This is a genomic window from Ruegeria sp. YKSF070, from assembly GCF_059612725.1.
The window spans coordinates 1-25,386 of sequence record NZ_JBXWRD010000057.1; the positions used below are offsets into that span (position 1 = coordinate 1).

Genomic DNA, 25,386 nt, shown 5'->3' on the forward strand with positions numbered 1-25,386 from the left:
TTCATGGCGACGGTCAGCGAGGCGATGCAGGCGGCCGGGATCAGCGCGGCGGAGGAGCCGAGGAACAGCCCGCCCACGTTTTCCTGCACCATCAGGCCCCAGTCCGCGGCTGGTTCCTGAACGCCGAGGCCCAGGAAGGACAGGCCAGACAGGAACAGGATGGAAAAGGTGAAGCGCAGGCCGAATTCCGCGATCAGAGGCGCCATCGAGTTTGGCAGGATCTCGCGGGTCAGGATCCACCAGGTGCCTTCGCCGCGGGCACGGGCGGCCTCGACAAAATCCATCACCCCGATGTCATAGCCCAATGCGCGCGACACCCGGAATACGCTGGTGGACAGGACCAGACCGACGGTCAGCACCAGAACCGTGATCGAGGTGCCGAATGCGCCGATCACCACCAGCGCCAGCAGGGTCGAGGGGAAGGCCATGAAGGCCTCGACGATGCGGCTGACCACGATGTCGAACCAGCCCTTGAGAATGGCAGCGGCAAAGCCCAGCGTGACGCCAAATGTAAAGGAAATGACCGTAGTGATCAGCGCAAGCAGAAGCGTCGTGCGCACCCCGTAGATCAGACGCGAGAAGACGTCACGCCCCAGTTTGTCTGTCCCCAAGAGTCCGCCTTCGCCAATTGGTGCAAAGGTCGTTCCCGAGATGATCTCGGCCTCGCCATGAGGGGCGATCCAGGGACCAAAGAGGGCCAGCACTAGCCAGAACAGCAAGACAGAGGCCGCGATGGTGGCGGTCCAGGTCAGGCGCAGACCGGCAAAGACCGAAGCACGCGGCTTGGCGAATTCGGTTGCGTCGCTCATTTCGGATACCTCAGGCGCGGATTGGCCATGATGGACAGGACATCGGCCAGCAGGTTCAACAGGATATAGACGGCGCCGAAGATCATGGCGCAGGCCTGGATCAGCGGGATGTCCCGCAGGGTGACACCATCGACCAGCAGACGGGTCAGGCCCGGGACGCCAAACACGGTTTCGACGATGATCACGCCTGAGACCATGTAGCTCAGGTTCAGGGCGATCACGGTCAGGATCGGGGACAGCGCATTTGGCAGGGCGTGCAGCACCACAAGGCGGCGTTTCGGCAGGCCCTTGAGCGCGGCCATCTCCATATAGGGAGATGTGAAGATGTTGATCACCGAGGAGCGTGTCATCCGCATCATATGTGCCAGCACCGCAAAGCTGAGTGTGGCGACGGGCAGGGCAAGCGCGCGGAAATTCTGCCAAAAGTCGAAATAGGGCCGTGTGTTGGCCGAGGCGGAAAGCCATTTCAGCTCGACCGCAAAGATCTTCATCAGGATCAGGCCTATAAAGAATTCGGGCACCGCGATCAGAGCGAGCGTGGTCATCGCCAGTGTCTTGTCGACCCGCCCGCCGGCGCGCATCGCCGACCACAGACCCAGCGCCAGCGACAACGGCACAGAGATGGCCGCCGCCAACAGCGCCAGCCGCAGCGTGTTCCACATTCGGCTTTCGATCATGTCGGCCACCGGCCGCTTCGTCGCCAGCGAGGTGCCCAGGTCCCCCTGGACCATGCCGCCCAGCCAGTCGAAATAGCGCACGATCGCGGGGCGGTTGAGGCCCATCTCCTCACGCAAGGTCGCGAGCGCCTCTTCGGTTCGGCTTTGGCCCAGAATGGCTTCGGCCACGTCACCGGGAAGAATCTCGGTGGCGCCGAAAATTATGATGGATGCCAGGAGCAAGGTGAGCACACCCTGCGCCAGACGGGTCAGAATGATCCGGTGCACCTTGTTCCTCCCTTCAAGGCTGCAGGTATATTCGGCCCAAGCCCGGGTTCGGACAAACAACCATAGCAACCCGAATGGGGTCGTTTTCGTTATGGCAACGGCATGCGTTTTCGACCTTCTGGGGCAATGACCGGTTTTTTGTTGTTTGTCGGGGCGGTTTGCGAGGCAGCAAAACGGAGTGGACCTGCAAAGGACCAAGACCATGCCTGCCAAACTCTTGCTCATCGTTCTGGGCGGTGTTCCTTCCAGGAACTTCCGTCGGTTGTTCGGCAATCTCGAAGGACTTGTCGCTTCGGGGGGGGCCGCATAAGGCGCATGCATTCGGTGCTGCCATCGACGTCGTCGGCTTGCTATGCCTCGATGCACACCGGCTTGCCGCCGTATCGTCATTGTGTTGTCGGCAACAAGCATAGGCGGCGACTGGAGGTGCCGGGCGTGTTCTCGGAACTGGCGGGCGCAGGGAGAAAAACTGGCGCCGTGGCGCTGAGCTGGTGGAGCGAGTTGTTCGACCGGATGCCCTTTGACCCTGTGCGTGACATCGAGAGCGACAGCGCAGTTGGCCCGATACATCACGGTCGGTTTCACACGATGGCGGATGTGACCGATGCAAACCAGATGAGCCCTTCGGATGCCGATCTCTTTGTCGCCCTGACCTATCTTTGCGAGGCGAAAGGCCTGGATTACGGATTGCTGCATACGTCGACGCTCGACAGCATGGGACATCGCTTTGGCCACGGACGAAAGGAAATGAGCGATGCCTGTTATTGTCTGGATGCGGCCCTGGCGCCCTATGTGACCCGCTGGCGCGAGCTGGGGTATGACGTCATTGTCACCGCCGATCACGGGCAGGACGATCTTGGCCATCACGGTGGCGCCGGAGAAGATCAGCAGGACGTGGCCTCGTACTATTTCGGCACCAGCGCCCTGCCATCCGAAGATGTCCTGTTGGACCAGCTGGCGCTTGCTCCTTCGATCCTGACGAGGATGGGGGTCTCTGTTCCCGAAGGTATGACGGGCGCTTCGTTCCTGTCTCGCTGAAGGAGCGGATGCAATGCATAACCACAGTTATGGCAAAGTCATGAAATCGGTTGTTTGTGCCACGCACGCGCGCCCCGCACTCTTTGCGGCATAGCGGGGACTGCCCGTCATCGGTCATCTGGGAGGTAATGACATGTCCGACATCGACAGCCTGGTACGGCAATACAAGGCCGGCGCGCTCAGCCGCCGCGGCTTTTTCAAACGCGCAGGCGCCTTTGGCCTGCTGATGCCTGCGGCAAGCAGTATCCTCACGATGGCTGGCCCGGCACATGCCGAAGAACCCAAGCGCGGCGGCTGGCTGCGGATCGCGCAGGGCAACACCGACAATACGCTGGAACCAGTGCGTATGGTCGACACCGATGACGGCATTTACTCGAACTGCGTGTATCAGCGCCTCACCCGGTTCGCTCCGACACTGGAGGTCGAGGGCGACGCGGCCGAGGAGTGGAGCGTGAATGCACAGGCGACCGAGTGGAGTTTCAAGCTGCGCGGCGGCCTGACCTTCCACAACGGCCAGTCGGTGACAGCGGCTGATGTGGTCGAAAGCCTGTCGCGGCATATCGCCGAAGGTTCGGAATCTCCCGCCAAGGCACTGCTTTCCACCGTTACGGCAATCGAGGCGCCGGATGCCTCGACCGTCAAGATCACCCTGTCCTCGGGCAATGCCGACCTGCCGGTAATCATGTCGGACTATCACCTTGCCATTCATCCGGCGGGGCACACCGATTTTGCCAATGCGATCGGGTCCGGTCCGTTCAAGGTGATGGAGTTCATTCCGGGTGAGCGTGTCGTTCTTGAGCGCTTTGACAACTACCACGAAGAGGGCAAGCCCTATCTCGACGGGATCGACTTCATCCCGGTTCCGGACGCTAATGCGACGCTCAGCACATTGCTGGCCGGTGACGTGGACGCCATCCGCGATGTGCCCGCCTTTGCGGTGGAACAACTGAGCGGCAATGATGCGATCACACTTTACAACACGCCCACGGGTGGCTTCACCAACATCGTCATGATGGTTGACCGGGCGCCGACGGACAACGCGGATTTCCGCAAGGGGATCAAGCATGCGCTGGATCGCGAACTGATCCTGAACCAGGTGTTCAAGGGCATCGGCACGATTTCGGCCGACACGCCGATCGGACCAACCTACAAGTACTGGTGCAAGGATGTGATGCCCGCCGAATACGACCTGGACAAGGCCAAGTTCTATTTCGACAAGGCCGGGGTCAACGCTGTCGAACTCTACACCTCGGAGACCGCCGGCAGCACGGCCAACGACATCGCGCTGACCTTCCAGCAATCCGCGAAGGGCGCTGCCGATATCAAGGTCATCAAGACCCCTTCGGATGGGTATTGGTCGAACATCTGGATGCAGAAGCCGATGACCATGTCGGGCTGGCAGGCGCGACCCACCGTGGACGCCTTTCTGACCATTGCGCACATGAAAGGTGGCAGCTGGAACGAAACCATGTGGGGTTCGGATGCGTTCGATGCCATGATCCTTGCCGCGCGTGCCGAACTGGACGAAGGCAAACGCGCCCAGATGTATTGCGACATGCTGCACATGATGAATGATGACGGCGGGTTCGTGAACCCTGTCTTCCAGAACCAGCTTGAGGCGACCGCGAAGAACGTCATGGGCTATACGCCGCATTCGGTCGGTGCGATGGGTGGATTTGGTCAGACCTTGCGCAACGTCTGGCTCGCCTGATCCGGATCACTCACCGTCAGTGACACCAGCAGACTGACCCCTGGCCGCCGGTCGACCCGGACTGGCGGCCGTTTTCTTGCGTCCACCCGAACAACCGGTGCAATCATGTTCTCCATCTCGCCCTCGACCCGCCTGCGGACGTCGCCCTTTTACGAGGCCACGCTGGCCGACGGTGTCTGCGCCATGACGACCTATAACCAGATGCTGATGCCGACCTCTTACGGTCATCCCGAAGAGGAGTACTGGCGCATCATCAACGGCGTTTCAATGTGGGATGTGGCGGTGGAACGCCAGGTCCAGCTGAAAGGGCCGGATGCAGGGCGGCTGGCGCAGATACTGGCGCCCAGGGATCTGACGAAATGCAAGGTTGGGCAGGGCAAATATGTTCCGCTCTGCAATCACCATGGGGTGCTGATCAACGACCCGATCCTGTTGAAGCTGGACGAGGAACGCTATTGGCTCTCAATCGCGGACAGCAACATCTGGTTCTGGGCCGAGGCGATTGCGCGCGAGCGCGGTCTGAATGTCGAGGTGAGCGAGCCGGACGTGTCGCCGCTTGCGGTGCAGGGACCCAAGGCGGAAACCGTGGTCGCCTCGATCTTTGGCGATTGGGTGCGGGACCTGAAGTATTTCTGGTTCCGCGAGACCGAGATAGACGGCATTCCGGTCGCGGTGGCCCGGTCCGGCTGGTCGAAACAGGGCGGTTTCGAGATTTATCTGATGGATGGCTCCAAGGGCACTGCGCTCTGGAACATCGTCAAGGAAGCGGGTCAACCTTACGGCATAGGGCCGGGCAACCCGAACTGGTGCGAACGGGTCGAAAGCGGTTTGGTGTCCTATGGCGGAGATTCGGATGGGCAGACCAACCCGCTCGAAGTGCGGATGGGCAAATATGTCGATCTGCATGTACCCGACGACACCATCGGGATCACTGCGCTGCGGCGCATCGCGGCCGAGGGGCCGAAACGGCATCAACTGGGTGTGATTCTGGACGATCCCGAACCGGCCAAGGCCGAATTCACCTGGAACGACATCGAGAGGAACGGGCAGAAGATCGGCGATCTGACCACCTGCGTCTGGTCCTACCGGATGAAGAAGAACATCGGTTTCGCCCTTGTTTCGGTCATGGCAAATCCCGGTGACCGTGTGCTGGTGCAACGTGGGTCGGGCGCGGTCGAAGGGACCCTTTGCGAGCTGCCTTTCCTCTGACGGCCGCAGCAAGTGCAGCAGGGAACCGCCGCAGCGAACAGCGCAAGCGGGGCGGCTCTCGGGCACTCAGACGGAGATCCCGGCCAAGACCGCCTCTCGCGACAGCTCTGCCTTGCTGCCGCGGGTGATGACTTCTCCGCGCCGCAGCACCAATATCCGGTCGGCAAGCTCGTAGGCGAAATCGAAATACTGCTCGACCAGCACGATCGCCATGTCGCCCGAGGCCCTGAGATGCCGGATGACCTCTCCGATCTGCTGGATGATGTTGGGCTGGATGCCTTCGGTGGGTTCGTCCAGAAGCAGCAGGCGCGGCTTGGTGATCAACGCGCGGGCAATGGCCAGTTGCTGCTGCTGGCCGCCCGACAGATCGCCGCCGCGCCGGTTCTGCATCTGCTTGAGCACCGGGAACAGGTCAAACACCTCCTCGGGGATGACATGCGCATCCTTGGGCAGACAGGCAAAGCCGGTTTCCAGGTTTTCACGGACGGTCAGCAGCGGAAAGATCTCGCGCCCCTGCGGCACATAGGCGACGCCTTTCCAGGCCATCCCATGCGCGGGCAGGGTGCCGACTTGCTCGCCATCCAGTTCCAGCGTACCGCCCGAGCGCGGATGCGTGCCCGAGATCGCCTTCATCAGGCTGGTCTTGCCAACGCCATTGGTGCCCATCACACAGGTCACCTCGCCTTGTCTGGCCTCCATCGAGATGCCGTTGAGGATTTGCGAATGCCCGTAGTGCAGGGTCAGATCGGTCAGTTTCAGCATGGTCTAGCGTCCCAGGTAAACGTCGATGACGTCCTGATTGGAGGTCACGTGGTCGAGGCTGCCTTCGGCCAGAACCGACCCCTCGTGCAGTACGGTGACCTTGCAGTTCAGGCGCCGGACAAACTCCATGTCATGTTCGACAACCACAACGGCCCGGGTCCTGGCGGCCTGAACCAGCAGGTCGGTCGTGTGTTCGCGCTCTTGTGGGGACATCCCGGCGGCGGGTTCGTCCACCAGCAGCAGGCGCGGTTCCTGCGCCAGCAGCATGCCGATTTCCAGCCATTGCTTCTGGCCATGGCTCAATTCGCCGGACTTGCGCGTCAGTTCTTGCCGCAGGCCGATTTCGGTCGCCAGATCATCGACCTTCTGCAAATCGGTGGCGGTTGGGCGGTAGAACAATACCCCGAGCCAGCCGCGCGTGTTCTGCAGCGCCAACAGCAGGTTTTCCTGCACCGTCTGGTCTTCGAACACGGTGGGTTTCTGGAACTTCCGCCCGATCCCCACCTGCGCGATCGCGGCCTCGCTCAGGCGCAGCAGCGATACGGATTTCTCGCCCCAGATCACGCGGCCCTCGTCGGGGCGGGTCTTGCCGGTGATGATATCCATGAATGTGGTCTTTCCCGCGCCGTTCGGCCCGATCACGGCGCGCAACTCGGCGCTGCCGATGCGGAATGACAGGTTGTTGATCGCGCGAAATCCGTCGAACGAGACCGAGACGCCGCTCACTTCCAGCAGGGTACTCATTGCGTTGCCTCCTTTTCCCGCAGGGATCCGGCGTCGGGGCCCAGATTGGCGCCATGGCGATCCGGGTGCCGCCGGTTCGACCAGAGGTCGAAAAGCCCTCCGATCCCTTGCGGCGCGAACAGGGTGACCAGCACAAAGGATCCCCCTAGCAGCACCTGCCACCAGTCGACCCATTTGATCGTGTAGAAACCCAGCGGGATATCCGGAGCCTGGCCGCCGGTGAACCAGGTGCTGAGCAGGCTGACAAAGGCCGCCCCGATCACCGCCCCATAAAGACGCCCGCGCCCGCCAATCGCCACCCAGACGGCCAGATAGATCGAGGCGATGGGCGCCATCTCCTCGGGGTTGATAATGCCCGCCTGCGGATAATAGAGCGCGCCCGCGATGGCCGCGAGACAGGCGGTCAGGGTGAAAACGGCCAGCTTGTAGACCTCGACCGAGTAGCCCAGAAAGCGAACCCGTGCCTCGTTGTCGCGGATGCCGCGGATCACCGAGCCGAACTTGCCCGACACGATCCAGGCGGCCAGCAGGTATCCCAGACCCAGCGCCAGTGCCGAGGCCCAGAGGAACCAGACCGACACGATATCCTGCGCGACGGTGACACCCGGCAGGTTTTGTAGGCCGGACAGGCCGTTATTGCCGCGCAAACCGCTGTCGTTCTGGAACAGGTAGAGCGCCAGCGCCAGCGTCATCGCCTGGGTCAGGATGGACAGGTACACGCCGGTGACGCGGCTGCGAAAGGCCAGCCAGCCAAAGACCAGCGCCAGCAATCCGGGCACCAGCACCACCAGCATCAGCTGCAGCGCCAGACTGTCGGCAAAGGCCCAGATCAAGGGAAACTCGGATGATCCAACCACGCCAAAGATCTGGCTGCCGATTGCATCGACCACCTCGGACGGGGTCGGTGGGATCTCGGCTTGCGACAGCGCATCGACCACGATCAGGCGGGTGCGCTCGTACATCAGCCACATGCCGATCATGTAGCCGCCCAGCCCGAAAAAGGCGAAATGGCCCAGCGACAGGATGCCCGTAAAGCCCCAGACCAGATCCATCGCCACCGCGATCAGGCACAGGCACAGTGTCTTGCCCAGCGTCTTGACGAAACTGGTCGAGATCACGCCGATGCCAAAGCCTTCGGACAGGACGGTGATGACAAGGGTGAACAGCGACAGCAGGGCCAGAAAGACCAGCACCGACGGGTTTCTTGCAACAAAGCTGCGGTTCATGGCTCAATCCCCTGCGGCGCGGCCCTTGAGGGCGATGATGCCTCTTGGCCGGAACTGGATGAAGATGATGATGAAGACGATCATGTAGGTCTGGGCGGCCAGGGTGTTGGACGGGTTCATCCATTCGATCCCCTTTTGCAGGAAACCGATCATGCCCGCTCCGGCCAGCGCGCCCCAGATGTTGCCGACGCCGCCGACAACCACGGTCATGAAGCTTTGCACGATATAATCGCTGCCCAGATCCGAAGTGACCTTGGCAAAGAGACCGATGGCGACACCGGCGATCCCGGCAATGCCCGAGCCGAGCCCAAAGGTCAGCATGTTCACCCGACCGGGGTTGATGCCCATTGATCCTGCCATGCGCGGGTTCTGCGTCACCGCCCGCATCTCCAGACCCAGCCGGGTGCGTTTCGCGATATAGAGAAACAGCGCCAGAAAGATCAGCGCCAGCGCGAAGATGGCGATGCGGATATAGCTGATCGACACCACGTCGTTGAGCACCCATGCCCCATCCAGCCAGCCGGGCGCGGTCAGCGGCCGGGCCTGGGTGCCAAAGATGTTCTTGGCCAGCTGTTGCAGCGCGATCGAGATACCGAAGGTGGCAAGCAGGGTCTCGAGCGGGCGGGCATAGAGCCAGCGGATCACCAGCCGCTCCATCGCGACACCGGCGGCAAAGGTGACGGCAAAGGCCATCGGGATCGCGACGATGATCGAGAGCGTGTGATCCGGAATGACCTGTTGCACCACATAGCCGGTATAGGCGCCCATCATGATGAACTCGCCATGGGCCATGTTGATCACTCCCATCACGCCAAAGGTGATGGCCAGACCGATGGCCGCAAGAAAGTAGATCGACGCCAGCGAGACCGCATCCAGCGCCAGGTCGAGCGTCTGGTTCATGCCGACCTTCAGGTCGATCCTGTCCAATGCCTGTTGGGCAGCCTCGGTGACGTCCTTTGACGGTTCGACATAGGCATCAAAGAACACATGCCCGGCCACTGCGGCGGCGATATCGGCCTGGGTGACCAGCGCGGGCACCGCGCCGGCCCGGGCCAGTGCGGCATAGGCCTGAGCACGCGCGGTATCGGAATCGAGTTGCGCGACCGGCACGTCGCCGACGCGCCCGCCAACGATATGTGCCGCCAACGCGCTTCGAATGTCGTCTTGCGAAACGCGTGGCGGGGCGAGATCCCTTGCGACGAGCAGGTCATAGGCGTCGACAACGGACAGACCCTCTCGTCCCGGTTCGAGAACGGCGGCGATGTTGGCCACTTCCGGCAGCGCGGGCGCCGCATGCCGGGTCGTGTCGACCAGAGGGTTCAGAGCCGCGCGCAGGTCGAGGCCAAGCCCGTCGGACATGTCGTCGATGGCCTGAACACGGGCGCGGGGGTCGGTGTCGTAGCCGATGGTCAGCAACCGCTCCAGCCGCTGCTTGCGCGCCCTGATATCGACGTCCGGTTCAGCTTCGATCGACGCACGCAAGGGGGGCAAAAGGGCGGCTTCGGGCGCGCGCTGGATCGAATCGAGCGCCGACAGCCGCTTGGCCCGGTCGGGGTCGGACAGCTGGAACCGCACCAGCGCGGTACCGATCATCGCCCGTATGCCGCTATTGGGTTTCAGCTGCGCCAGTTCGGACGAGGCAAAGCTGCCGATGGTCGCGCCGGTATCGAAATCGGTCAGGACATAAGTGCGCCCCTCACCCTTTCTGCCGGCAAAGAAGAGACCGTCGGATTTGCGCATCCACATGTCCTTGGCGGCCCATGTCTCGAGCATCCGTTGGGCCTGCGGCAACCCGCTGGCGGCAATCGCGTCAATCGCCGGTCCGATCGTCTTGCGCGAGCTTTCGGCAATCGTCGCCCGATGTTCTTGCAGGATTGTCTGCAATGCGGCCTCTTGCGCCGAGGCCGTCAGGCAGGTGCCCACGAGTGCGAGGCTCGCGAGGAAAAGTCTAAACATGTGGTGAAACCCGGATGTCCTGAGGCAAGGCGGGCAGGGCGCCCGCCTTGCAAGTGGGATCAGTAGTTCGACAGGGTCTGAACGCAGGTCTGGGTCTGGGTGTTGTACATGCCGCAGCCCAGATCCTTCCAATCCGATTTCAGGACGGCGGATTCCGGAAGAAAATCGGTCCAGGCGTCGCCCGGCACCACGTCGGTCTCGCTAATGATATCGAACTGACCGTCCGCCTGGATTTCGCCGATCAGGACCGGCTTGGCCAGATGGTGGTTCGGCAGCATGACCGCGGTGCCGCCGGTCAGGTTCGGGAATTCCTGCCCGTACATGGCGGCCCGCACCGCGTCGACCTCGGTCGAGCCTGCCTGTGTCGCAGCGTTCACCCACATGTTGAAACCGATGTAATGCGCCTCCATCGGGTCGTTGGTGACACGATCCTCGCCCATCGTGGCCTTCCAGGTCTCGACGAATTCGGCATTGGCCTCGGTATCGGCCGACTGGAAATAGTTCCAGGCCGCCAGATGGCCGACAAGGTTGGTCGTATCCAGACCCGAGAGTTCTTCCTCGCCTACCGAGAAGGCCACGACAGGGATGTCATCCGCCGAAACACCGGCCGCCGCCAGTTCCTTGTAGAACCCGATATTGGCATCGCCGTTGATGGTCGAGATGACGCCCACCTTCTTGCCGTCTGCACCCAGGGCGACCACATCGGCCACGATCTTGGACCAGTCGGAATGGCCGAAAGGCGTGTAATTGACAAAGATATCCTCGTCGGCGATGCCCTTCTGCTTCAGATAGCTTTCGAGGATGTTGTTGGTGGTACGCGGATAGACATAGTCGGTGCCCAGCAGCGCGAATTTCTCGACACCCAGTTCATCCAGGAAATAGTCGGTGGCCGGGATCGCCTGCTGGTTCGGAGCGGCGCCGGTATAGAACACATTCTTGGACGATTCCTCACCCTCGTACTGCACCGGGTAGAACAGCAACCCGTTCAGCTCTTCGATCACCGGCAGCACCGATTTGCGGCTGACCGAGGTCCAGTTGCCAAAGATCACGTCGACCTCGTGCACGGTCAGCAATTCGCGCGCCTTTTCGGCAAAGAGCGGCCAGTCTGAGGCGGGGTCGACCACGACCGCCTCAAGTTGCTTGCCCAGCAGCCCGCCCTTGGCGTTCTGCTGGTCGATCAGCATCAGCATGGTGTCCTTCAGCGTGGTCTCCGAGATGGCCATGGTGCCCGAGAGCGAATGCAGCACGCCCACCTTGATCGTGTCTTCGGCCGCAAGCGCGGCGGTGGCCATGGCGGCAAATACGACCGATCCGGCAAGTGTGGATTTGAAAGATGTCATATGATCCTCCTGGCGAGGACGGGAGAGAGGGCTTGCGTCACGGCGTGCTCTTCTACTACCTGATCCCCGCAACTGTTGTTGCGTTCCGTGTGGCGGTTGTGTCCGAGGTCCAATTCGCGCAGCCGTCACACACCCTTCGGAATGACTCTCCGCTGTGGGCATTCATACGGTTTCTGCATTGCAGCAATTTGCGCAACCGGCCTGTTCAGCATTTCCACATTTCGGCTGTGTCTGCCCGTTTTTTGATCTGCGGGCCGGACTGCTGCCTAAAAGATGATCAGGGGCGAGGGAATCGGGCCGGCTGGCCGCATGGTGGAATAGCGCTCTGATGCTGCAGCGGCGAAACAGGTGGTGCGAAACAACCCGTTGAAGGTGCCCCATTACTCACCTTGCCCGCATATCGCCCGACAAAGCACAGGCGACCCCGCGCGCCAAGGGCGCGATTCGACTGCGCACCAAGCCTTTGGGGGAAAGGTCCGTTCTGGACCACCTGCATCAGGCGGGGTCGTTCAAATGCCTGTTTCCCCGCCCGGCGGGCCGGGGATTGGACGCGGTCCTGCTGAACACCGCGGGTGGCATTACCGGGGGCGACAGGTTCCGGTTCACCGGCGCGGCCGCCTCTGGCACCACGCTGACCCTGACCTCGCAGGCCTGCGAACGCCTCTACAAGGCGCTACCCGATAGCTGGGGGCAGGTCTCTACCAGCCTGACCGTCGAACCCGGCGCAAGGCTGAACTGGCTGCCGCAAGAGACCATCCTGTTCAACCGCAGCGCGCTTGATCGTCGTTTGCACATCGACATGGCGCCGGATGCAACCCTGCTGATGGTTGAGCCGCTGGTCTTTGGGCGTGCGGCGATGGGAGAGACCCTGACCGATATCCGCCTGCGCGACCGGGTCGAGATCCGGCGCGGCGCGGCGCCGGTCTTTCTGGACGCGATGCGGTTCTCTGGCGATCTGCATGCCCATCTCGCCAGGCCGCATATCGCCAATGGCGCCGGGGCAATGGCGCTGGTCGTTCTTGCCGCGCCAACCGCCGAGGCGCGTTTGGCCCCGGTCCGCGCGCTGCTGCCCGACACCGCCGGTGCCAGTTTGATCACGCCGGACCTGCTGGTGATGCGGATCCTGGCCGAAAGCAGCTTCACCCTCAGGCGCGACCTGCTGCCGGTTCTGCGCCTGCTCAATGACGACACCTTACCCCGATGCTGGATGCTCTGACATGAACCTGACACCGCGTGAGAAAGACAAGCTATTGGTCGCCATGGCCGCCGAGGTTGCCCGCAGGCGGCTGGCGCGTGGCGTCAAGCTGAACCACCCCGAGGCGATTGCCCTGATCACCGAGGCGGTGGTCGAGGGCGCCCGCGACGGCCGTTCGGTCGCCGAGATGATGCAGGCCGGGGCCGAGGTCATCACCCGCGACCAATGCATGGAGGGCATTCCCGAGATGATCCACGACGTTCAGGTCGAGGCCACGTTTCCGGATGGCACCAAGCTGGTCACTGTACACAACCCCATCCGCTGATCTGACAAGGAGTTTCCAATGACCCGCATGCTGTTTGCCGCGCTCGTGTTCGCAAGCCCCGCCATGGCCCATACTGATACCCATATACACGTCCATGAAGCCGACTATGCCGGACTGGGTGTGGGGCTGGCCCTGATCGCCCTCATCGTTATTGCCCTGTTGTCGCGGTTGCCCAGATGATCCCGGGAGAGCTGTTCCCGGCAGAGGGGCTGATCCTTTTGAACGCGGATGCCATGGCGACCACACTGATGGTGTCGAACACCGGCGATCGCCCGGTTCAGGTCGGGTCACACTATCATTTCGCCGAGGCCAATCCCGCCTTGCAGTTCGACCGCGCAGCCGCGCGCGGGATGCGGCTGGACATCGCACCGGGCACCGCCGTGCGCTTTGAGCCGGGGCAGAGCCGTGAGGTCTCGCTGATCCCGATCGGCGGGGCACGCAAGATCTACGGGTTCAACCAACAGGTCATGGGGCCTCTCTGATGCCGGCACAGATAAAACGCAGCGACTACGCCGCCATGTTCGGCCCGACCACGGGCGACAAGCTTCGGTTGGCCGATACCGACCTGATCATCGAGGTGGAGCGCGACCTGACTGTTTACGGTGAAGAGGTCAAGTTCGGCGGCGGCAAGGTCATCCGCGACGGCATGGGGCAGTCGCAGGCCACCCGTGCGGCGGGGGCGGTGGACACGGTGATCACCAACGCGCTGATCGTCGATTACGCGGGCATCACCAAGGCCGATATCGGCCTCAAAGACGGGCGCATTCACAAGATTGGCAAGGCCGGGAACCCCGACACCCAGCCCGGCGTCGACATCATCATCGGACCGGGCACCGAGATCATCGCCGGCGAAGGGCGGATCCTGACCGCTGGCGGGTTCGACAGTCATATCCACTTCATCTGCCCTCAACAGATCGAGGATGCGCTGCATTCGGGCCTGACAACCATGCTGGGCGGCGGCACCGGCCCGGCCCATGGTACGCTGGCCACAACATGTACGCCGGGGCCCTGGCATATCGGGCGGATGTTGCAGGCCGCCGATGCCTTTCCGATGAACCTTGCCTTTGCGGGCAAGGGCAATGCCGCGTTGCCCGCAGCGCTGGAGGAGCAGGTGCTCGCCGGGGCCTGTGCCCTGAAATTGCACGAGGACTGGGGCACCACGCCCGCAACGATCGACTGTTGCCTGTCAGTGGCGGACGCGATGGACGTGCAGGTGATGATCCACACCGACACGCTCAACGAAAGCGGTTTCGTGGAACATACGGTCAAGGCCATGAAGGGCCGGACGATCCATGCCTTTCACACCGAGGGTGCAGGCGGCGGACATGCCCCCGACATCATTCGGATCTGCGGCGAGGACCATGTTCTGCCCTCGTCCACCAACCCGACGCGCCCCTTTACCGTGAACACGGTCGAGGAACATCTCGACATGCTGATGGTCTGTCACCACCTGGACAAGTCGATCCCCGAGGACGTGGCTTTCGCCGAAAGCCGCATCCGGCGCGAGACCATCGCGGCCGAGGACATTCTGCACGACATGGGTGCATTTTCGATCATCGCCTCCGACAGCCAGGCGATGGGCCGGGTGGGCGAGGTGCTGATCCGAACTTGGCAGACCGCCGACAAGATGAAGAAACAGCGCGGCAGGTTGGCTGAGGAAACTGGCGATAACGATAATTTCCGCGTCCGCCGCTATATCGCGAAATACACGATCAACCCGGCCATCGCCCACGGCATCGCGCATGAGATCGGCAGCATCGAGGAAGGTAAACGCGCCGATCTCGTCCTGTGGGATCCGGCTTTTTTCGGGGTGAAACCGGAAATGGTGCTGCTGGGCGGCACCATCGTCTGTGCCCAGATGGGTGATCCCAATGCGTCGATCCCAACACCGCAGCCGGTCTATTCCCGGCCGATGTGGGGTGCCTATGGCCGCTCGGTCGAGCACTCTGCCGTGATCTTCGTCTCCGATGCCGCACAGGCTGATGGGGTGCGCGCAAGGCTGGGGCTGGCGAAACAGACAGTTGCCGTGCGCAACACCCGCGCCATAGGCAAGCGCGATCTGCTGCTGAACAACGCAACCCCACGGATCGAGGTCGATCCGGAAACCTACGAGGTCCGCGCCGATGGCGTGTTGCTGACCTGCCAACCTGCAGAGGTGCTGCCGATGGCGCAGCGCTATTTCCTGTTCTGAGCCCGCAAGGAGACCCCCGATGAGCACCGCGATAAAGACCGCCCGCATCTACCGCGATCACCCTCATGCACCGGCTTGCGCCCAGGTTTCGCTGGACTATGACGGCCGCTTTCTGCGCCGCAAGATGCTGGCCACGGATGCGGGAGAGACCTTTCTGGTCGATCTGGCGCAGACCCGCTCGCTCGACCATGGTGGCGTGCTGGTGCTGGAGGATGGGCGCGAGGTTGAGATCGTCGCTGCGCCCGAAGAACTGCTCGAGGTTGGCGGCGACAACCTGTTGCAACTGGCCTGGCATATCGGGAACCGGCACACGCCCTGCCAGATCGAGCCGACCCGGCTGCTGATCCAGCGCGATCATGTCTTGCGCGACATGTTGCTGAAACTGGGGGCCGAACTGCGCGAGGTTGTCGAACCCTTTACCCCGGAAGGCGGGGCCTATGGCCACGGCAGGACCCATGGTCACGCCCACTGACATCGATATCCTGACGCTGACCCAATGGTTGTCTCCGGCCTACCCGGTGGGGAGCTTTGCCTATTCCCACGGGCTGGAGGCGGCAATCGACAGGGGCACGGTCACCACCGCGCAAGACACCGGCGCCTGGATCGCGGATGTGCTGGAGCACGGGGCGGGCTGGAACGATGCGCTGTTCCTGGTCGCGGCCCATCGGGCGGGGGATGCAGACGCACTGGCGGGGATCGACGCCACCGCGCGGGCCTTTTGCGCCTCGTCCGAACGGCTGATGGAAACCCGCCTTCTGGGGCAGGCCTTTGGGTCCGTGACAGGTGATGTCTGGGATCTGGCACTGGATCAGCTGACCTATCCGGTCGCGGTGGGTCATGCGGCGCGCTTGCAGAACCTGCCGCTCTTGCTGTCGACGCAGATTTTTCTCCAGGCCTTCATGAGCAATCTGGTCGCCTGCGCCACCCGCCTTGTGCCCCTGGGCCAGACCGAGGCGCAGCGGCTGATCCGTGACCTGACACCACTCTGCGCGCGGCTTGCGGAACAGTCGCTTGCGGCTGGGCTGGACGATCTGAGTTCGACCGCGTTTCTGGCCGATATCGCGTCGATGAAACACGAAACCCAGTATTCAAGGATTTTTCGAACATGAGCAGCATGAACGGCCCCCTGCGCGTCGGTATCGGCGGCCCCGTCGGTGCCGGAAAGACCACCCTGACCGCCGCCTTGGCCGAGGCCCTGCGCGATGTCTGTTCCGTCGGTGTCATCACCAATGACATCTATACGCAAGAGGATGCCGAGGCCCTGATGCGGATGCAGATCCTGCCCCAGGACCGGATCATCGGGGTCGAGACCGGTGGCTGCCCGCACACCGCGATCCGCGAGGATGCCTCGATCAACCTGGCCGCCGTGGCCGAGCTTTGCGCGCGCTACCCCGATCTGGATATCGTCTTGATCGAAAGCGGCGGCGACAATCTGTCGGCCACCTTCAGCCCGGAACTGGCGGATGTGACCCTCTACGTGATCGACGTCGCAGCGGGCGAGGAGATACCCCGCAAAGGCGGGCCGGCGATCACGAAATCCGACATCCTGATCATTAACAAGACCGATCTGGCCCCGCATGTGGGCGCGTCGCTGGAGGTGATGGAGCGGGATGCGCACAGGATGCGCAAGGACAGGCCCTTTGTATTTACCGCCCTGCGTCATCGGACCGGGGTCGATCAGGTTGTCGAACTGCTGGCGCGCATCGGAGGCCTGAACGCAGCCATGGCGCGCAGAAACAGGCCCACCGGGGCAGGCGCCGCGATGCGTGCGGGATCGTGAACGCGCCTGCGGTCAGTCTGAGCAGTACCCGGACCTGAACCTGCTCTTGTAGGGGTGACCCGTAGCCGTGCGTGCGGTGCCTCTCAGGCGGTTCGCCCGGGCATCAGTTCTCAGAGCCCGTTTACCTCTTCGCTGTAATCCTCGTCGGGCACTCCGTCACCGCGGCATCCATCCCCATTGACTCAGTTTCAGCGGGAATGGGAGAATGTCACTTGAACCGGTTTTTGGAACGGGCGCACCTGCGCGCTTTCCAAGTGACAGTAAATCAACCGCCCAAGGCTCACCACGTTTCTGCCCGAGGGCGCAGGCGAGCATATCACAGTCCTCTACGAACCACGCGAAGAAGCGAAGGACAAATTCGATAGATTCGACAAAAGGTGGTCGCCTTCGTGTCGGCAGAGCGATCAGTCCGGCGTCTTCTACGTGAGGGGAGGTGCAGGCGAAGTCAACACGTTCGCGGAGTACCATGGCACCTATATCGACGACCGAACCCCAGCACAGAACTTCGCAAGGGCGTCGCGCGGCTAAGTCGGGCCTGACAAATGGAAACTAACGCCGGATCTTGCGGGTCGGGCTACGTGAGCAACCGACTGCGCCGCGATCCCGCCAAATGCTTGGCAAAGATTAGGCAACAGGAACTTCCCGCCAGAAAATCGAGTGAAATCAAGGGAAAGTGGTGGGCGACCCTGGAATCGAACCAGGCGTGCGTCTCCGCGAGGGAGTTACAGTCCCCTGCCACACCTTGCGGCCTGTCGCCCACTGTCAGGCGTTGCGCCTGACGTGGAGGCGTGATTACTAGCGTCCCAATGGAGCGTCAACAGGAAAAATCCGCTTTGGCGCAGGAAACTTTTGCCGCACCCGGAGGGCGCTGAACATGAAGAAACCGAAATGGGTGGTCGAGAAGGAACAGGCCAAAAAAGCGTCCGCCTCCGAGACGGTCTGGCTGTTTGGCCTGCATGCCGTGCGCGATGCTCTGATGAACCCGAAACGTGAAAAACTCCGCCTGATCGTGACCCTGAACGCGCGGGAAAAACTGGCCGAGGCCATCGACGCGGCAGGGATCGAGCCGGAACTGGCCGATGCCCGAAAATTCACCGCGCCGATCGACCCAGGGTCGGTCCATCAGGGCGCAGCGCTTGAGGTCAAGCCGCTTAACTGGGGCAGCCTGGCCGAGGTGGCGATCGGGGCGGAAAGCCCGCGCCTGATTCTGCTCGACCGGGTGACCGACCCGCACAACGTCGGCGCCATCCTGCGTTCGGCCGAGGTGCTGGGCGCAAGCGCCGTAATCGGCACCCGCCACCATTCCGCGCCTGAAACCGGTGCCCTGGCCAAGACAGCCAGCGGCGCGTTGGAACGGCAGCCCTATCTGCGGGTGCGCAACCTGGCCGATGCGATCACCGAGTTGCAGGGTATGGGCTATCTGGTTCTGGGGCTGGATGGTGAGGCCGACGAGACCATCGAGGCCGCGCTTGCCGGACAAACAGACCGTGCGGTGGCGCTGGTGCTGGGGGCCGAGGGGCCGGGGCTGCGTCAAAAGACCAAGGAAACGGTCGACAAGATGGTCAAGATCGACGCGGCGGGCGGTTTCGGCTCGCTCAACGTCTCGAATGCGGCGGCAATCGCCCTATATGCTTCCAAAGCGCATTAACCGGAACCAGACCCCATGCCCAAGCTTGTCACCTGCTGTTACTGCGGCGCCCGCGCGACACTTGCGGCGGGGAGGTCGGGCATGCTGGCTTGCGAGGCCTGCGGCGCGCCCATCCAGCAGGTGGAGGCAGCCCCAGCCGCAGAGCGAACGATGCCCGCGCCGGTACCTTTGAAACCGGACGTTGAGCAGGTCGTTTCGCAACCGCAGCAAACGCCGGACAAGAAGCGCAAGCCGAAGAAGCAAAAGAAGCGCAAGGGGCTGTTCTCACGCGCCCTGGACGAGGTCTGGGACAAGGTCGAGGATATCTTCGACTGAGTCTTGCACACGGGTCGATCACATAACCGTCAAGTCTCTTTCCTATTGGCTGCGAGAACGGCATTTTATCCCACGACGAAACCTTATCGCGTGACGATGCTGAACCGACGTACCCTCTTGACCGGCCTTGCCGGTGTCCTGACCGCCGCTGCCCTGCCGCTTTGGGCGGAGACACCCGTTTTCTTTGCCGAAGACGGCGCTGCGATTCGTGGCTATGACACGGTGGCCTATTTCACCGAAGGCACCCCGGTACCGGGGGCGCCTACAATCGCGGTGATGTGGAAGGGGGTGCTCTGGCATTTCGCCAGCCACGAGAACCGCGCCGCGTTCGAGGCCAATCCGCGCGCCTTTGCGCCGCAATTCGGCGGTTACTGCGCCTATGCGGTCGCGCGCGGCTATACCACCGACACCGATCCGACCGCCTGGCAGATCGTCGATGGAGAGTTGTTTCTCATCCACTCTCCCGAGGTTGCCCGGCTCTGGGCCGAGGATATCGCGGGCAATATCGACGGCGCCCGCCGCAACTGGCCGGCCGTCCTGGACCGGTAATTCCGCGGCTGCGGCGAAGCTCTGTCATCACAATTTTTGGGTTGCCCCTCTTTTTTTCTGAAGATGAGTGCCTAAATGTCACAATGACCGCGGACTGGAACTGCCGTGCGTCATTTCACTGTCCCTCGTTCCGTACCTGGCGCCCAAGCATGACTTGGGCGCTTTTTTCTTGTATCCGGGTGGATTAGGGTTCGGTCATGCCAGACTATTCCGACGATCATCTGAAACAGATTCTCAAGCGCACAAAGGTGATTGCCGTTGTTGGCGTGTCGATGAACCCGGTGCGCCCCAGCTATTACGTGGCCCGCTATCTGGGGCTGAAAGGGTACCGGGTGATCCCGGTCAATCCGGGCCATGCTGGTCAGCGCCTGTTCGGCGAGACGGTGCGCGCAGGTCTGTCCGAGATCAGCGAACCGGTGGACATGGTCGATATCTTTCGCCGCTCTGATACGGTGCCGGCCATCGTCGAGGAGGCGCTGGAGGCCTTTCCCGGTCTCAAGACGATCTGGATGCAGATCGGGGTCGAGCATGCCGGGGCCGCAGCGCAGGCCGAGGCGCGCGGGATCGACGTGATCCAGAACCGCTGCCCAAAGATCGAATATCAGCGGCTCTTTGGCGAATTGCGCATGGGCGGTTTCGCCACCGGCATCATCTCGTCCAAGCTTTAAGAAGGCTGACGCGCCAGTTTCTCGGCGGCTTTCTTCTCCAGCACCTCGCGCTGGGGGCGCCAGTTGTAGCGCGTATCCGCGCGGGTGGGGGCCCAAAACAGCTCTCCCGCATTGCGCCAGGGATCCAGCACGATGCCGTCGAACATGTCATCGCCCCGGCGGCTGAGGATGGCGGTGCTGTGATCGATGCGCCAGATGCTGTCAGGGTCGGCAATGGCGCGATGCACGACCAGAGTGCGGAAGTTCTCCTGATTCAGGCGCTTTTGCATGTCCTGGGCATAGTGCACGCACAGGCCACGCTCGCGGAACCCGTTGAGAACCTTGGCGTTATGCACGATGGGGCTGCTGGTGACGTTATACTCGCGAGCCAGTTGCCGACCATAGTTATAGGAGATTTCAGCGGCGCGCTGTGCCTCGGCGGGGTCGACACCGGGACCAAGCGCGCGCAGTTGTTGCGCCAAAGCGTTCACATCTTTCTGGCTGATGGCTTGCGTGTCGCTACACGCGGACAGCAGCAGCACGGCCAGCGTGGCGAGCAGGGCGCGGAATGTGATCATGGGATACCTCGGTTGGGATCGTCGGTTCCGGTGCCTGGATCGTACTGCTCAGCGCCGGAGCGTCAACCTTTGGGCCGCGCCGCCTTCTCGGCGATGCCGTTCTGGCCCTGACGGCGGGCCAATTCGGCCAGCACATCGTCCAGCGCCACGTCGCGTGCGGCCAGCATGACGAGGAAATGGTACAGCACGTCGGCGCTCTCGGAGACGAGTTTGGCCCTGTCGCCCTTCACCGCTTCGATGATCGCCTCGATTGCCTCTTCACCGAATTTCTCGGCGCATTTCTCGGGCCCCTTGGCCAGCAGCTTGGCGGTCCAGCTGCTGTCCGGGTCGGCGCCCTTGCGGGCCTCGATGGTGGCGGCAAGGTCGTGCAGGATGCTCATGTCAGCCTCATCGGGATGCCGGCGGCGGCCATGTGTTCCTTGGCCTCGCGGATGGTGTATTCGCCAAAGTGAAAGATCGAGGCGGCGAGTACGGCGCTGGCATGCCCCTCGGTCACACCCTCGACCAGGTGATCGAGCGTACCGACGCCGCCCGAGGCGATCACCGGCACGTCGACCGCATCGGCGATGGCGCGGGTCAGCGGCAGGTTGAAACCCGATTTGGTGCCATCCCGGTCCATCGAGGTCAGCAGGATCTCACCGGCGCCCTTGGCGGTGACAAGACGGGCGAACTCCACCGCGTCGATCCCGGTGGGCTTGCGCCCGCCATGGGTAAAGATCTCCCAGCGGCCCGGCTCCACCGTCTTGGCGTCGATGGCGCAGACGATGCATTGGCTACCGAACCGGTCGGCGGCCTCGGCAATGACATCCGGATTGGCCACCGCGGCCGAGTTGAAGCTGACCTTGTCGGCGCCGGCCAGCAAGAGCGCGCGCACATCCGCATGCGTGCGCACGCCGCCACCCACGGTGAGCGGTACGAAACATTGTTCGGCGGTGCGGCTGACCACGTCGAACATGGTGCCGCGGTTTTCATGGGTGGCATGGATGTCGAGGAAACAGATCTCGTCGGCACCCGCCGCGTCATAGGCGCGGGCGGCGTCCACCGGGTCGCCCGCATCGCGCAGGCCGACGAAATTCACGCCCTTGACCACGCGGCCATCGGCCACGTCGAGACAGGGGATGATGCGGGTTTTCAGCATGGCGGGCTCGCGGGTTGCCGGGGTCGCCCGTCTTTACTGTGCCCCCGGCGCGGATGCAATCGCGCCGCCGTGCCGGGCGATGCGGCGCATGGCCCCGCGCACGATCAGGATGTGAAACGGCATCACCACCGCCAGATAGACCCGCCCCAGCAGGTTGTTGCGGTGCACCCAGGTCGCCATGTGCAGCCGCCCGGCCCGTTGCATCAGCGAGATGCGAAAGTTCAGGTGGCTGTCATCGGTACCGATGATCAGCTCGTCCGCATCCTCGTAGGTGACCGGAAAAATCGCCTTGTCGCCACTGTCGGACACCTCGGTCTTGAGGCCAAGCGGCCGCACGATCCAGTTGCGCAGGCGCAAGAGAGTATTGGCCCAGCCGGGCAGGGCCAGCCCGATCTCGGCGGCTTCGCGCGGTGATATCCGGCTCTCGACCGCATAGCCGTCGGTGAAATCGCCAGGCTGCACTGCCTGCCAAAGTTGCGCGGTCGCGGGCAGCGGTGCCTTGACAACGAGAGGGCCGGATCGGGTCATGGGCGTTTCCCTTGCGGTTTGCCCGGATCACATCGCAAAGCGCCCGGCATCGGAACCGGGCGCGGTGTCGCAGTCCTCAGCCCTTCAGCGCCGCCAGCGCCTGCTTCAGATCCAGCGCCCCGTCATAGAGCGCCCGGCCCGAAATCGCGCCGTTCAGCGAAGCTCCGCAGTCGCGCAGCGCAATCAGATCCTCCAGCGAGGAGACCCCGCCCGAGGCGATGACCGGGATCGACACGGCGCGCGCCAGATCGGCAGTTGCCTCGATATTCGGTCCCTTCATGGCGCCGTCGCGCAGGATGTCGGTATAGATGATCGCGGCCACGCCCGCATCCTCGAAGGATTTGGCCAAGTCGGTGACCATCACGTCGGTCTCTTCGGCCCAGCCCTTGGTGGCGACGCGGCCGTTGCGGGCGTCGATGCCCACGGCCACCTTGCCGGGGAAAGCCCGCGCCGCCTCGCGCACCAGATCGGGGTTTTCGACCGCCACGGTGCCCAGGATCACCCGGGCCAGCCCCTTGTCCAGCCAGCGTTCAATGGTGGCCATGTCGCGGATGCCGCCGCCCAGCTGCGCAGGTACCTTGCACTGCTCCAGGATCGCCTCGACCGGGGCGGCATTGACCGGCTCTCCGGCAAAGGCGCCGTTGAGATCGACCAGATGCAGCCATTCGCAGCCCGCCGCGACAAACTCCAGCGCCTGCGCGGCGGGGTTGTCGTTGAACACCGTGACCTGGTCCATCTCGCCATGCACGAGACGCACGGCCTGGCCATCCTTGAGGTCGATTGCGGGATAGAGGATCATGTTGAGCGGCTTTCTGCTGACAGTCGGGCGCGATATCGCATGTTGCGCCCTGCTGCGCAACGCGACCCAAGGTCAGGCTTGCCCCAAATGCGCAGCCCGCGTCACAGTGGCGCAAAAGTGGGAGGATATCGGATGAAGAGATTAATTCTGGCCGCAAGTGCGACCCTGGCTCTGGCCGGCATGGCGGTGGCAGATCCTGCCGCGGGTACCTGGCAGACCGAGCCGGGCGATACTGGCGGTTACCTGCATGTGGCCATCGCGCCCTGCGGCGCACAGGTCTGCGGTACCATCAAGGCCGCCTATGACAAGAACGGCGCCAAGCAGAGTGACTATGAACATGCCGGCAAGCGAATGTTGTGGGACATGCAACCCGGTGGCGACGGTTCTTATTCCGGGGGCCAGATCTGGGCCCCGGATTCTGACAAGACCTATGGCTCGAAAATGTCGCTTGCGGGCAATACGCTGACCGTCAAGGGCTGCGTCGCCGGTGGCCTGATCTGCCGTGGGCAGGCCTGGAAACGCGTCAACTAAGCCAGATGGGGCAGGGGCGCTGACCCCTGCCGCCTGTCCCCGCGCTCAGACAGCGCCGGTATATTCACCGCGCGCGGGATAGTTGTTGGGGATCGCGAAATCCAGCGCCGCCACCAATTCCGCGAAATGCGGACGCACAAAGGGCATGGTCTGCACCGCGCCGTAATAGAGCGTGCGTTCGGGCGTGACCAGGAACAGGCCCGGCTCCGAGAACAGCGCCGGCTCCTCGATCCCGATCGAGGTCTTGCCGCGCGAGGTCGAGATATAGAGCCCCCAGTCGCGCGCCTCAGCCAAAGGCAGGTCATAGGCAAAGCGCAAAGCGCGCTCGCCTCCGACCTTGTCTGCCATCGCCTGCGCCCGCTCCTCGCTGTCCGAGCTGACCGCGACGCAGGACACGCCGCGTTCGGCGAAATCCGCCACCCTCTTCTCCAGCTCTTTTAGATAGGTGGCGCAGATAGGGCAATGCAGGCCGCGATAGAAACAGATCAGCGTGCCGCGCGTCGAGGTTTCGGCACTTAGATCGAACCGGCCACCGCCCACCAGCGGCAGCGACAGGGGCGGGGTGGTCTGGCGGGGCATCAGCATCGGAGATCTCCTTGGGATGTGAGTTGTCCCGCCTTGTCGCAGGGCTTAGTGTTCGAGAAACCCGAAATTCCTGACAAAGGCTCCGATATTGGCATGGACAGGCTGACAACATTGATGGAGCGGTTCCAGCTGCGGGTCGAGGCCGCCGCGCCGGAGAAAGCCAATCTGCTGGCCCTGGCTGGGGCTGACGGGGCGCCGGTTGAATTGCTGTTCTATCCTGCGGGCACGGGGCAGGTGGGCGATCCGCTTTTCGCGGCGCGGGTAAGTTGGTCGGGAGAGAGCAACCCGTTTCTGGCCGCGCTGCCCGAAGTGGTGCGCTTCGATCTGAGCGCGGACCCCGAGGCGCGCGCGGTGGTCGAGTTGATCCGTGTCGAGGTCGCGGCACAGCGCTGTGGGGCGCAATCGGTGGTCAACCGGCTGGCCGAGGTGCTGATGGTGCGGCTCTTGCGGGACCAGATCGCGCAGGGCGCGACCCGCCCAGGCCTGTTGGCCGGGCTCGCCGACCCGCGCCTCAGCCGGGCAATCGTGGCGATGCATGACCATCCGGGCCGGGTTTGGACCAATGGCGATCTGGCGGCCGAGGCGGGGCTGTCGCTGTCGCGCTTTGCCGAGCTTTTCGCTGCGCAGGTGGGCGAGAGCCCGATGGGATATCTCAGGCGCTGGCGGCTGATCCTTGCCGCGCAGGATCTCGGTCGCGGCGACCGGGTCGACCGGGTGGCACGTCGCTATGCCTATGGCTCGCCCGAGGCCTTTGCCCGCGCCTTCCGCCGCGCCCATGGGGTGGCGCCGATGTCGCTGCGCGCCGGGTGAAGCCGGGACGCCGGAGTTCTGCAAGAAC

The 25,386-nt window shown here is 63.1% G+C and carries 29 protein-coding genes, 1 tRNA gene and 1 pseudogene; 17 read left to right on the forward strand and 14 right to left on the reverse strand.

What is annotated here, in order from left to right; genetic code table 11:
* Together AC2FL1_RS20175 and AC2FL1_RS20180 are read right to left on the reverse strand one after the other, a co-directional pair.
* Positions 1 to 809: ABC transporter permease (locus AC2FL1_RS20175; protein WP_496878110.1), on the reverse strand; the 809-nt coding region annotated here is incomplete at its 3' end.
* A complete protein-coding gene (locus AC2FL1_RS20180) occupies positions 806 to 1,753 on the reverse strand; it encodes an ABC transporter permease (protein WP_496824876.1) in 948 nt (315 codons plus the stop codon). The genes AC2FL1_RS20175 and AC2FL1_RS20180, both read right to left, overlap by 4 nt.
* A 202-nt stretch (positions 1,754 to 1,955) precedes the next feature.
* Between AC2FL1_RS20180 and AC2FL1_RS20185 the strand changes: the two are divergent.
* From AC2FL1_RS20185 to AC2FL1_RS20195, 3 genes and pseudogenes are all read left to right on the forward strand, one after another.
* Positions 1,956 to 2,791, forward strand: a pseudogene (locus AC2FL1_RS20185) (alkaline phosphatase family protein).
* A 133-nt stretch (positions 2,792 to 2,924) separates the two neighbouring features.
* Positions 2,925 to 4,502 (forward strand): ABC transporter substrate-binding protein, encoded by a 1,578-nt coding sequence (locus tag AC2FL1_RS20190; RefSeq protein WP_496824872.1) that lies wholly within the window; start codon positions 2,925 to 2,927, stop codon positions 4,500 to 4,502.
* 105 nt (positions 4,503 to 4,607) lie between these two features.
* Positions 4,608 to 5,711 (forward strand): glycine cleavage T C-terminal barrel domain-containing protein, encoded by a 1,104-nt coding sequence (locus AC2FL1_RS20195; protein ID WP_496878111.1) that lies wholly within the window; start codon positions 4,608 to 4,610, stop codon positions 5,709 to 5,711.
* A 66-nt stretch (positions 5,712 to 5,777) separates the two neighbouring features.
* Here the strand turns inward: AC2FL1_RS20195 and urtE are convergent, their stop codons facing one another.
* From urtE to urtA, 5 genes are read right to left on the reverse strand one after another with little or no spacing between them, the layout of a single operon-like run.
* Positions 5,778 to 6,473, reverse strand: a complete 696-nt coding sequence (gene urtE, locus AC2FL1_RS20200; RefSeq protein ID WP_496824868.1) for an urea ABC transporter ATP-binding subunit UrtE — start codon at positions 6,471 to 6,473, stop codon at positions 5,778 to 5,780.
* Between the two features lie 3 nt (positions 6,474 to 6,476).
* Positions 6,477 to 7,217, reverse strand: a complete 741-nt coding sequence (gene urtD, locus AC2FL1_RS20205; protein ID WP_496824866.1) for an urea ABC transporter ATP-binding protein UrtD — start codon at positions 7,215 to 7,217, stop codon at positions 6,477 to 6,479.
* The gene (urtC, locus tag AC2FL1_RS20210; protein WP_496878112.1) at positions 7,214 to 8,443 is read right to left on the reverse strand and encodes an urea ABC transporter permease subunit UrtC; all 1,230 of its coding nucleotides are present in this window, start codon (positions 8,441 to 8,443) and stop codon (positions 7,214 to 7,216) included. The genes urtD and urtC overlap by 4 nt, the downstream gene beginning before the upstream one ends.
* A gap of 3 nt (positions 8,444 to 8,446) precedes the next feature.
* Positions 8,447 to 10,399, reverse strand: a complete 1,953-nt coding sequence (gene urtB, locus AC2FL1_RS20215) for an urea ABC transporter permease subunit UrtB (protein ID WP_496878113.1) — start codon at positions 10,397 to 10,399, stop codon at positions 8,447 to 8,449.
* A gap of 59 nt (positions 10,400 to 10,458) precedes the next feature.
* Positions 10,459 to 11,739: an urea ABC transporter substrate-binding protein gene (urtA, locus tag AC2FL1_RS20220; protein ID WP_496824861.1), complete on the reverse strand. Its 1,281-nt coding sequence runs from the start codon at positions 11,737 to 11,739 to the stop codon at positions 10,459 to 10,461.
* A gap of 442 nt (positions 11,740 to 12,181) precedes the next feature.
* Here urtA and AC2FL1_RS20225 point away from each other — a divergent pair, with 442 nt between their 5' ends.
* From AC2FL1_RS20225 to ureG, 8 genes are read left to right on the forward strand one after another with little or no spacing between them, the layout of a single operon-like run.
* Positions 12,182 to 12,955 carry an urease accessory protein UreD gene (locus AC2FL1_RS20225; protein WP_496878123.1) on the forward strand — a complete coding sequence of 258 codons (774 nt, stop codon included), beginning with the start codon at positions 12,182 to 12,184 and terminating at the stop codon, positions 12,953 to 12,955.
* A gap of 1 nt (position 12,956) precedes the next feature.
* Positions 12,957 to 13,259 (forward strand): urease subunit gamma, encoded by a 303-nt coding sequence (locus tag AC2FL1_RS20230; protein ID WP_496824860.1) that lies wholly within the window; start codon positions 12,957 to 12,959, stop codon positions 13,257 to 13,259.
* Positions 13,260 to 13,277: 18 nt separating this feature from the next.
* A complete protein-coding gene (locus AC2FL1_RS20235; RefSeq protein WP_496824859.1) occupies positions 13,278 to 13,439 on the forward strand; it encodes a hypothetical protein in 162 nt (53 codons plus the stop codon).
* Positions 13,436 to 13,741: an urease subunit beta gene (locus tag AC2FL1_RS20240; RefSeq protein ID WP_234137658.1), complete on the forward strand. Its 306-nt coding sequence runs from the start codon at positions 13,436 to 13,438 to the stop codon at positions 13,739 to 13,741. The genes AC2FL1_RS20235 and AC2FL1_RS20240 overlap by 4 nt, the downstream gene beginning before the upstream one ends.
* Positions 13,741 to 15,450: an urease subunit alpha gene (ureC, locus tag AC2FL1_RS20245; protein ID WP_496878114.1), complete on the forward strand. Its 1,710-nt coding sequence runs from the start codon at positions 13,741 to 13,743 to the stop codon at positions 15,448 to 15,450. Before AC2FL1_RS20240 ends, ureC begins: the two co-directional genes overlap by 1 nt.
* 19 nt (positions 15,451 to 15,469) lie before the next feature.
* Positions 15,470 to 15,922 carry an urease accessory protein UreE gene (ureE, locus tag AC2FL1_RS20250; protein WP_234143322.1) on the forward strand — a complete coding sequence of 151 codons (453 nt, stop codon included), beginning with the start codon at positions 15,470 to 15,472 and terminating at the stop codon, positions 15,920 to 15,922.
* Positions 15,906 to 16,559, forward strand: coding sequence for an urease accessory protein UreF (locus tag AC2FL1_RS20255; protein ID WP_496878115.1), 654 nt, complete (start codon positions 15,906 to 15,908; stop codon positions 16,557 to 16,559). Before ureE ends, AC2FL1_RS20255 begins: the two co-directional genes overlap by 17 nt.
* Positions 16,556 to 17,230 (forward strand): urease accessory protein UreG, encoded by a 675-nt coding sequence (ureG, locus tag AC2FL1_RS20260; RefSeq protein ID WP_496878116.1) that lies wholly within the window; start codon positions 16,556 to 16,558, stop codon positions 17,228 to 17,230. The genes AC2FL1_RS20255 and ureG overlap by 4 nt, the downstream gene beginning before the upstream one ends.
* 674 nt (positions 17,231 to 17,904) lie before the next feature.
* On the opposite strand, the gene AC2FL1_RS20265 is transcribed toward ureG, so the two are convergent.
* A tRNA-Tyr gene (locus AC2FL1_RS20265) sits at positions 17,905 to 17,988 on the reverse strand.
* 116 nt (positions 17,989 to 18,104) lie between these two features.
* Between AC2FL1_RS20265 and rlmB the strand changes: the two genes are divergently transcribed.
* The 4 genes from rlmB to AC2FL1_RS20285 all read left to right on the forward strand — a co-directional run bounded on the left by rlmB (position 18,105) and on the right by AC2FL1_RS20285 (position 20,410).
* Positions 18,105 to 18,878, forward strand: a complete 774-nt coding sequence (gene rlmB, locus AC2FL1_RS20270) for a 23S rRNA (guanosine(2251)-2'-O)-methyltransferase RlmB (RefSeq protein WP_496878117.1) — start codon at positions 18,105 to 18,107, stop codon at positions 18,876 to 18,878.
* Positions 18,879 to 18,893: 15 nt separating this feature from the next.
* On the forward strand, positions 18,894 to 19,193 hold the full coding sequence (locus tag AC2FL1_RS20275) for a hypothetical protein (protein WP_496878118.1): 300 nt from the start codon (positions 18,894 to 18,896) through the stop codon (positions 19,191 to 19,193).
* A 96-nt stretch (positions 19,194 to 19,289) separates the two neighbouring features.
* Entirely contained in the window at positions 19,290 to 19,742 is a 453-nt protein-coding gene (locus tag AC2FL1_RS20280) for a YHS domain-containing (seleno)protein (RefSeq protein WP_496824846.1), read from the forward strand.
* Positions 19,743 to 19,939: 197 nt separating this feature from the next.
* Positions 19,940 to 20,410, forward strand: coding sequence for a CoA-binding protein (locus AC2FL1_RS20285; protein ID WP_496824844.1), 471 nt, complete (start codon positions 19,940 to 19,942; stop codon positions 20,408 to 20,410).
* Here AC2FL1_RS20285 and AC2FL1_RS20290 read toward each other — a convergent pair.
* The 5 genes from AC2FL1_RS20290 to hisA all read right to left on the reverse strand — a co-directional run bounded on the left by AC2FL1_RS20290 (position 20,407) and on the right by hisA (position 23,432).
* The gene (locus AC2FL1_RS20290) at positions 20,407 to 20,967 is read right to left on the reverse strand and encodes a hypothetical protein (RefSeq protein ID WP_496824843.1); all 561 of its coding nucleotides are present in this window, start codon (positions 20,965 to 20,967) and stop codon (positions 20,407 to 20,409) included. The two genes, AC2FL1_RS20285 and AC2FL1_RS20290, sit on opposite strands and share 4 nt — an antisense overlap.
* Before the next feature lie 62 nt (positions 20,968 to 21,029).
* Entirely contained in the window at positions 21,030 to 21,347 is a 318-nt protein-coding gene (locus AC2FL1_RS20295) for a phosphoribosyl-ATP diphosphatase (protein WP_496878119.1), read from the reverse strand.
* The gene (hisF, locus tag AC2FL1_RS20300) at positions 21,344 to 22,105 is read right to left on the reverse strand and encodes an imidazole glycerol phosphate synthase subunit HisF (RefSeq protein ID WP_011046902.1); all 762 of its coding nucleotides are present in this window, start codon (positions 22,103 to 22,105) and stop codon (positions 21,344 to 21,346) included. The genes AC2FL1_RS20295 and hisF overlap by 4 nt, the downstream gene beginning before the upstream one ends.
* Before the next feature lie 33 nt (positions 22,106 to 22,138).
* Positions 22,139 to 22,633, reverse strand: coding sequence for a DUF2867 domain-containing protein (locus AC2FL1_RS20305; RefSeq protein WP_496878120.1), 495 nt, complete (start codon positions 22,631 to 22,633; stop codon positions 22,139 to 22,141).
* A 76-nt stretch (positions 22,634 to 22,709) separates the two neighbouring features.
* Positions 22,710 to 23,432: a 1-(5-phosphoribosyl)-5-[(5-phosphoribosylamino)methylideneamino]imidazole-4-carboxamide isomerase gene (gene hisA / locus AC2FL1_RS20310; protein WP_496824837.1), complete on the reverse strand. Its 723-nt coding sequence runs from the start codon at positions 23,430 to 23,432 to the stop codon at positions 22,710 to 22,712.
* Positions 23,433 to 23,564: 132 nt separating this feature from the next.
* Here hisA and AC2FL1_RS20315 point away from each other — a divergent pair, with 132 nt between their 5' ends.
* The gene (locus AC2FL1_RS20315; protein ID WP_496878121.1) at positions 23,565 to 23,963 is read left to right on the forward strand and encodes a DUF2147 domain-containing protein; all 399 of its coding nucleotides are present in this window, start codon (positions 23,565 to 23,567) and stop codon (positions 23,961 to 23,963) included.
* 45 nt (positions 23,964 to 24,008) lie between these two features.
* On the opposite strand, the gene AC2FL1_RS20320 is transcribed toward AC2FL1_RS20315, so the two are convergent.
* On the reverse strand, positions 24,009 to 24,548 hold the full coding sequence (locus tag AC2FL1_RS20320) for a peroxiredoxin-like family protein (protein WP_496824835.1): 540 nt from the start codon (positions 24,546 to 24,548) through the stop codon (positions 24,009 to 24,011).
* Between the two features lie 93 nt (positions 24,549 to 24,641).
* Here AC2FL1_RS20320 and AC2FL1_RS20325 point away from each other — a divergent pair, with 93 nt between their 5' ends.
* Positions 24,642 to 25,358: a helix-turn-helix domain-containing protein gene (locus tag AC2FL1_RS20325; RefSeq protein ID WP_496878122.1), complete on the forward strand. Its 717-nt coding sequence runs from the start codon at positions 24,642 to 24,644 to the stop codon at positions 25,356 to 25,358.
* The last annotated feature ends 28 nt before the right edge of the window (positions 25,359 to 25,386 follow it).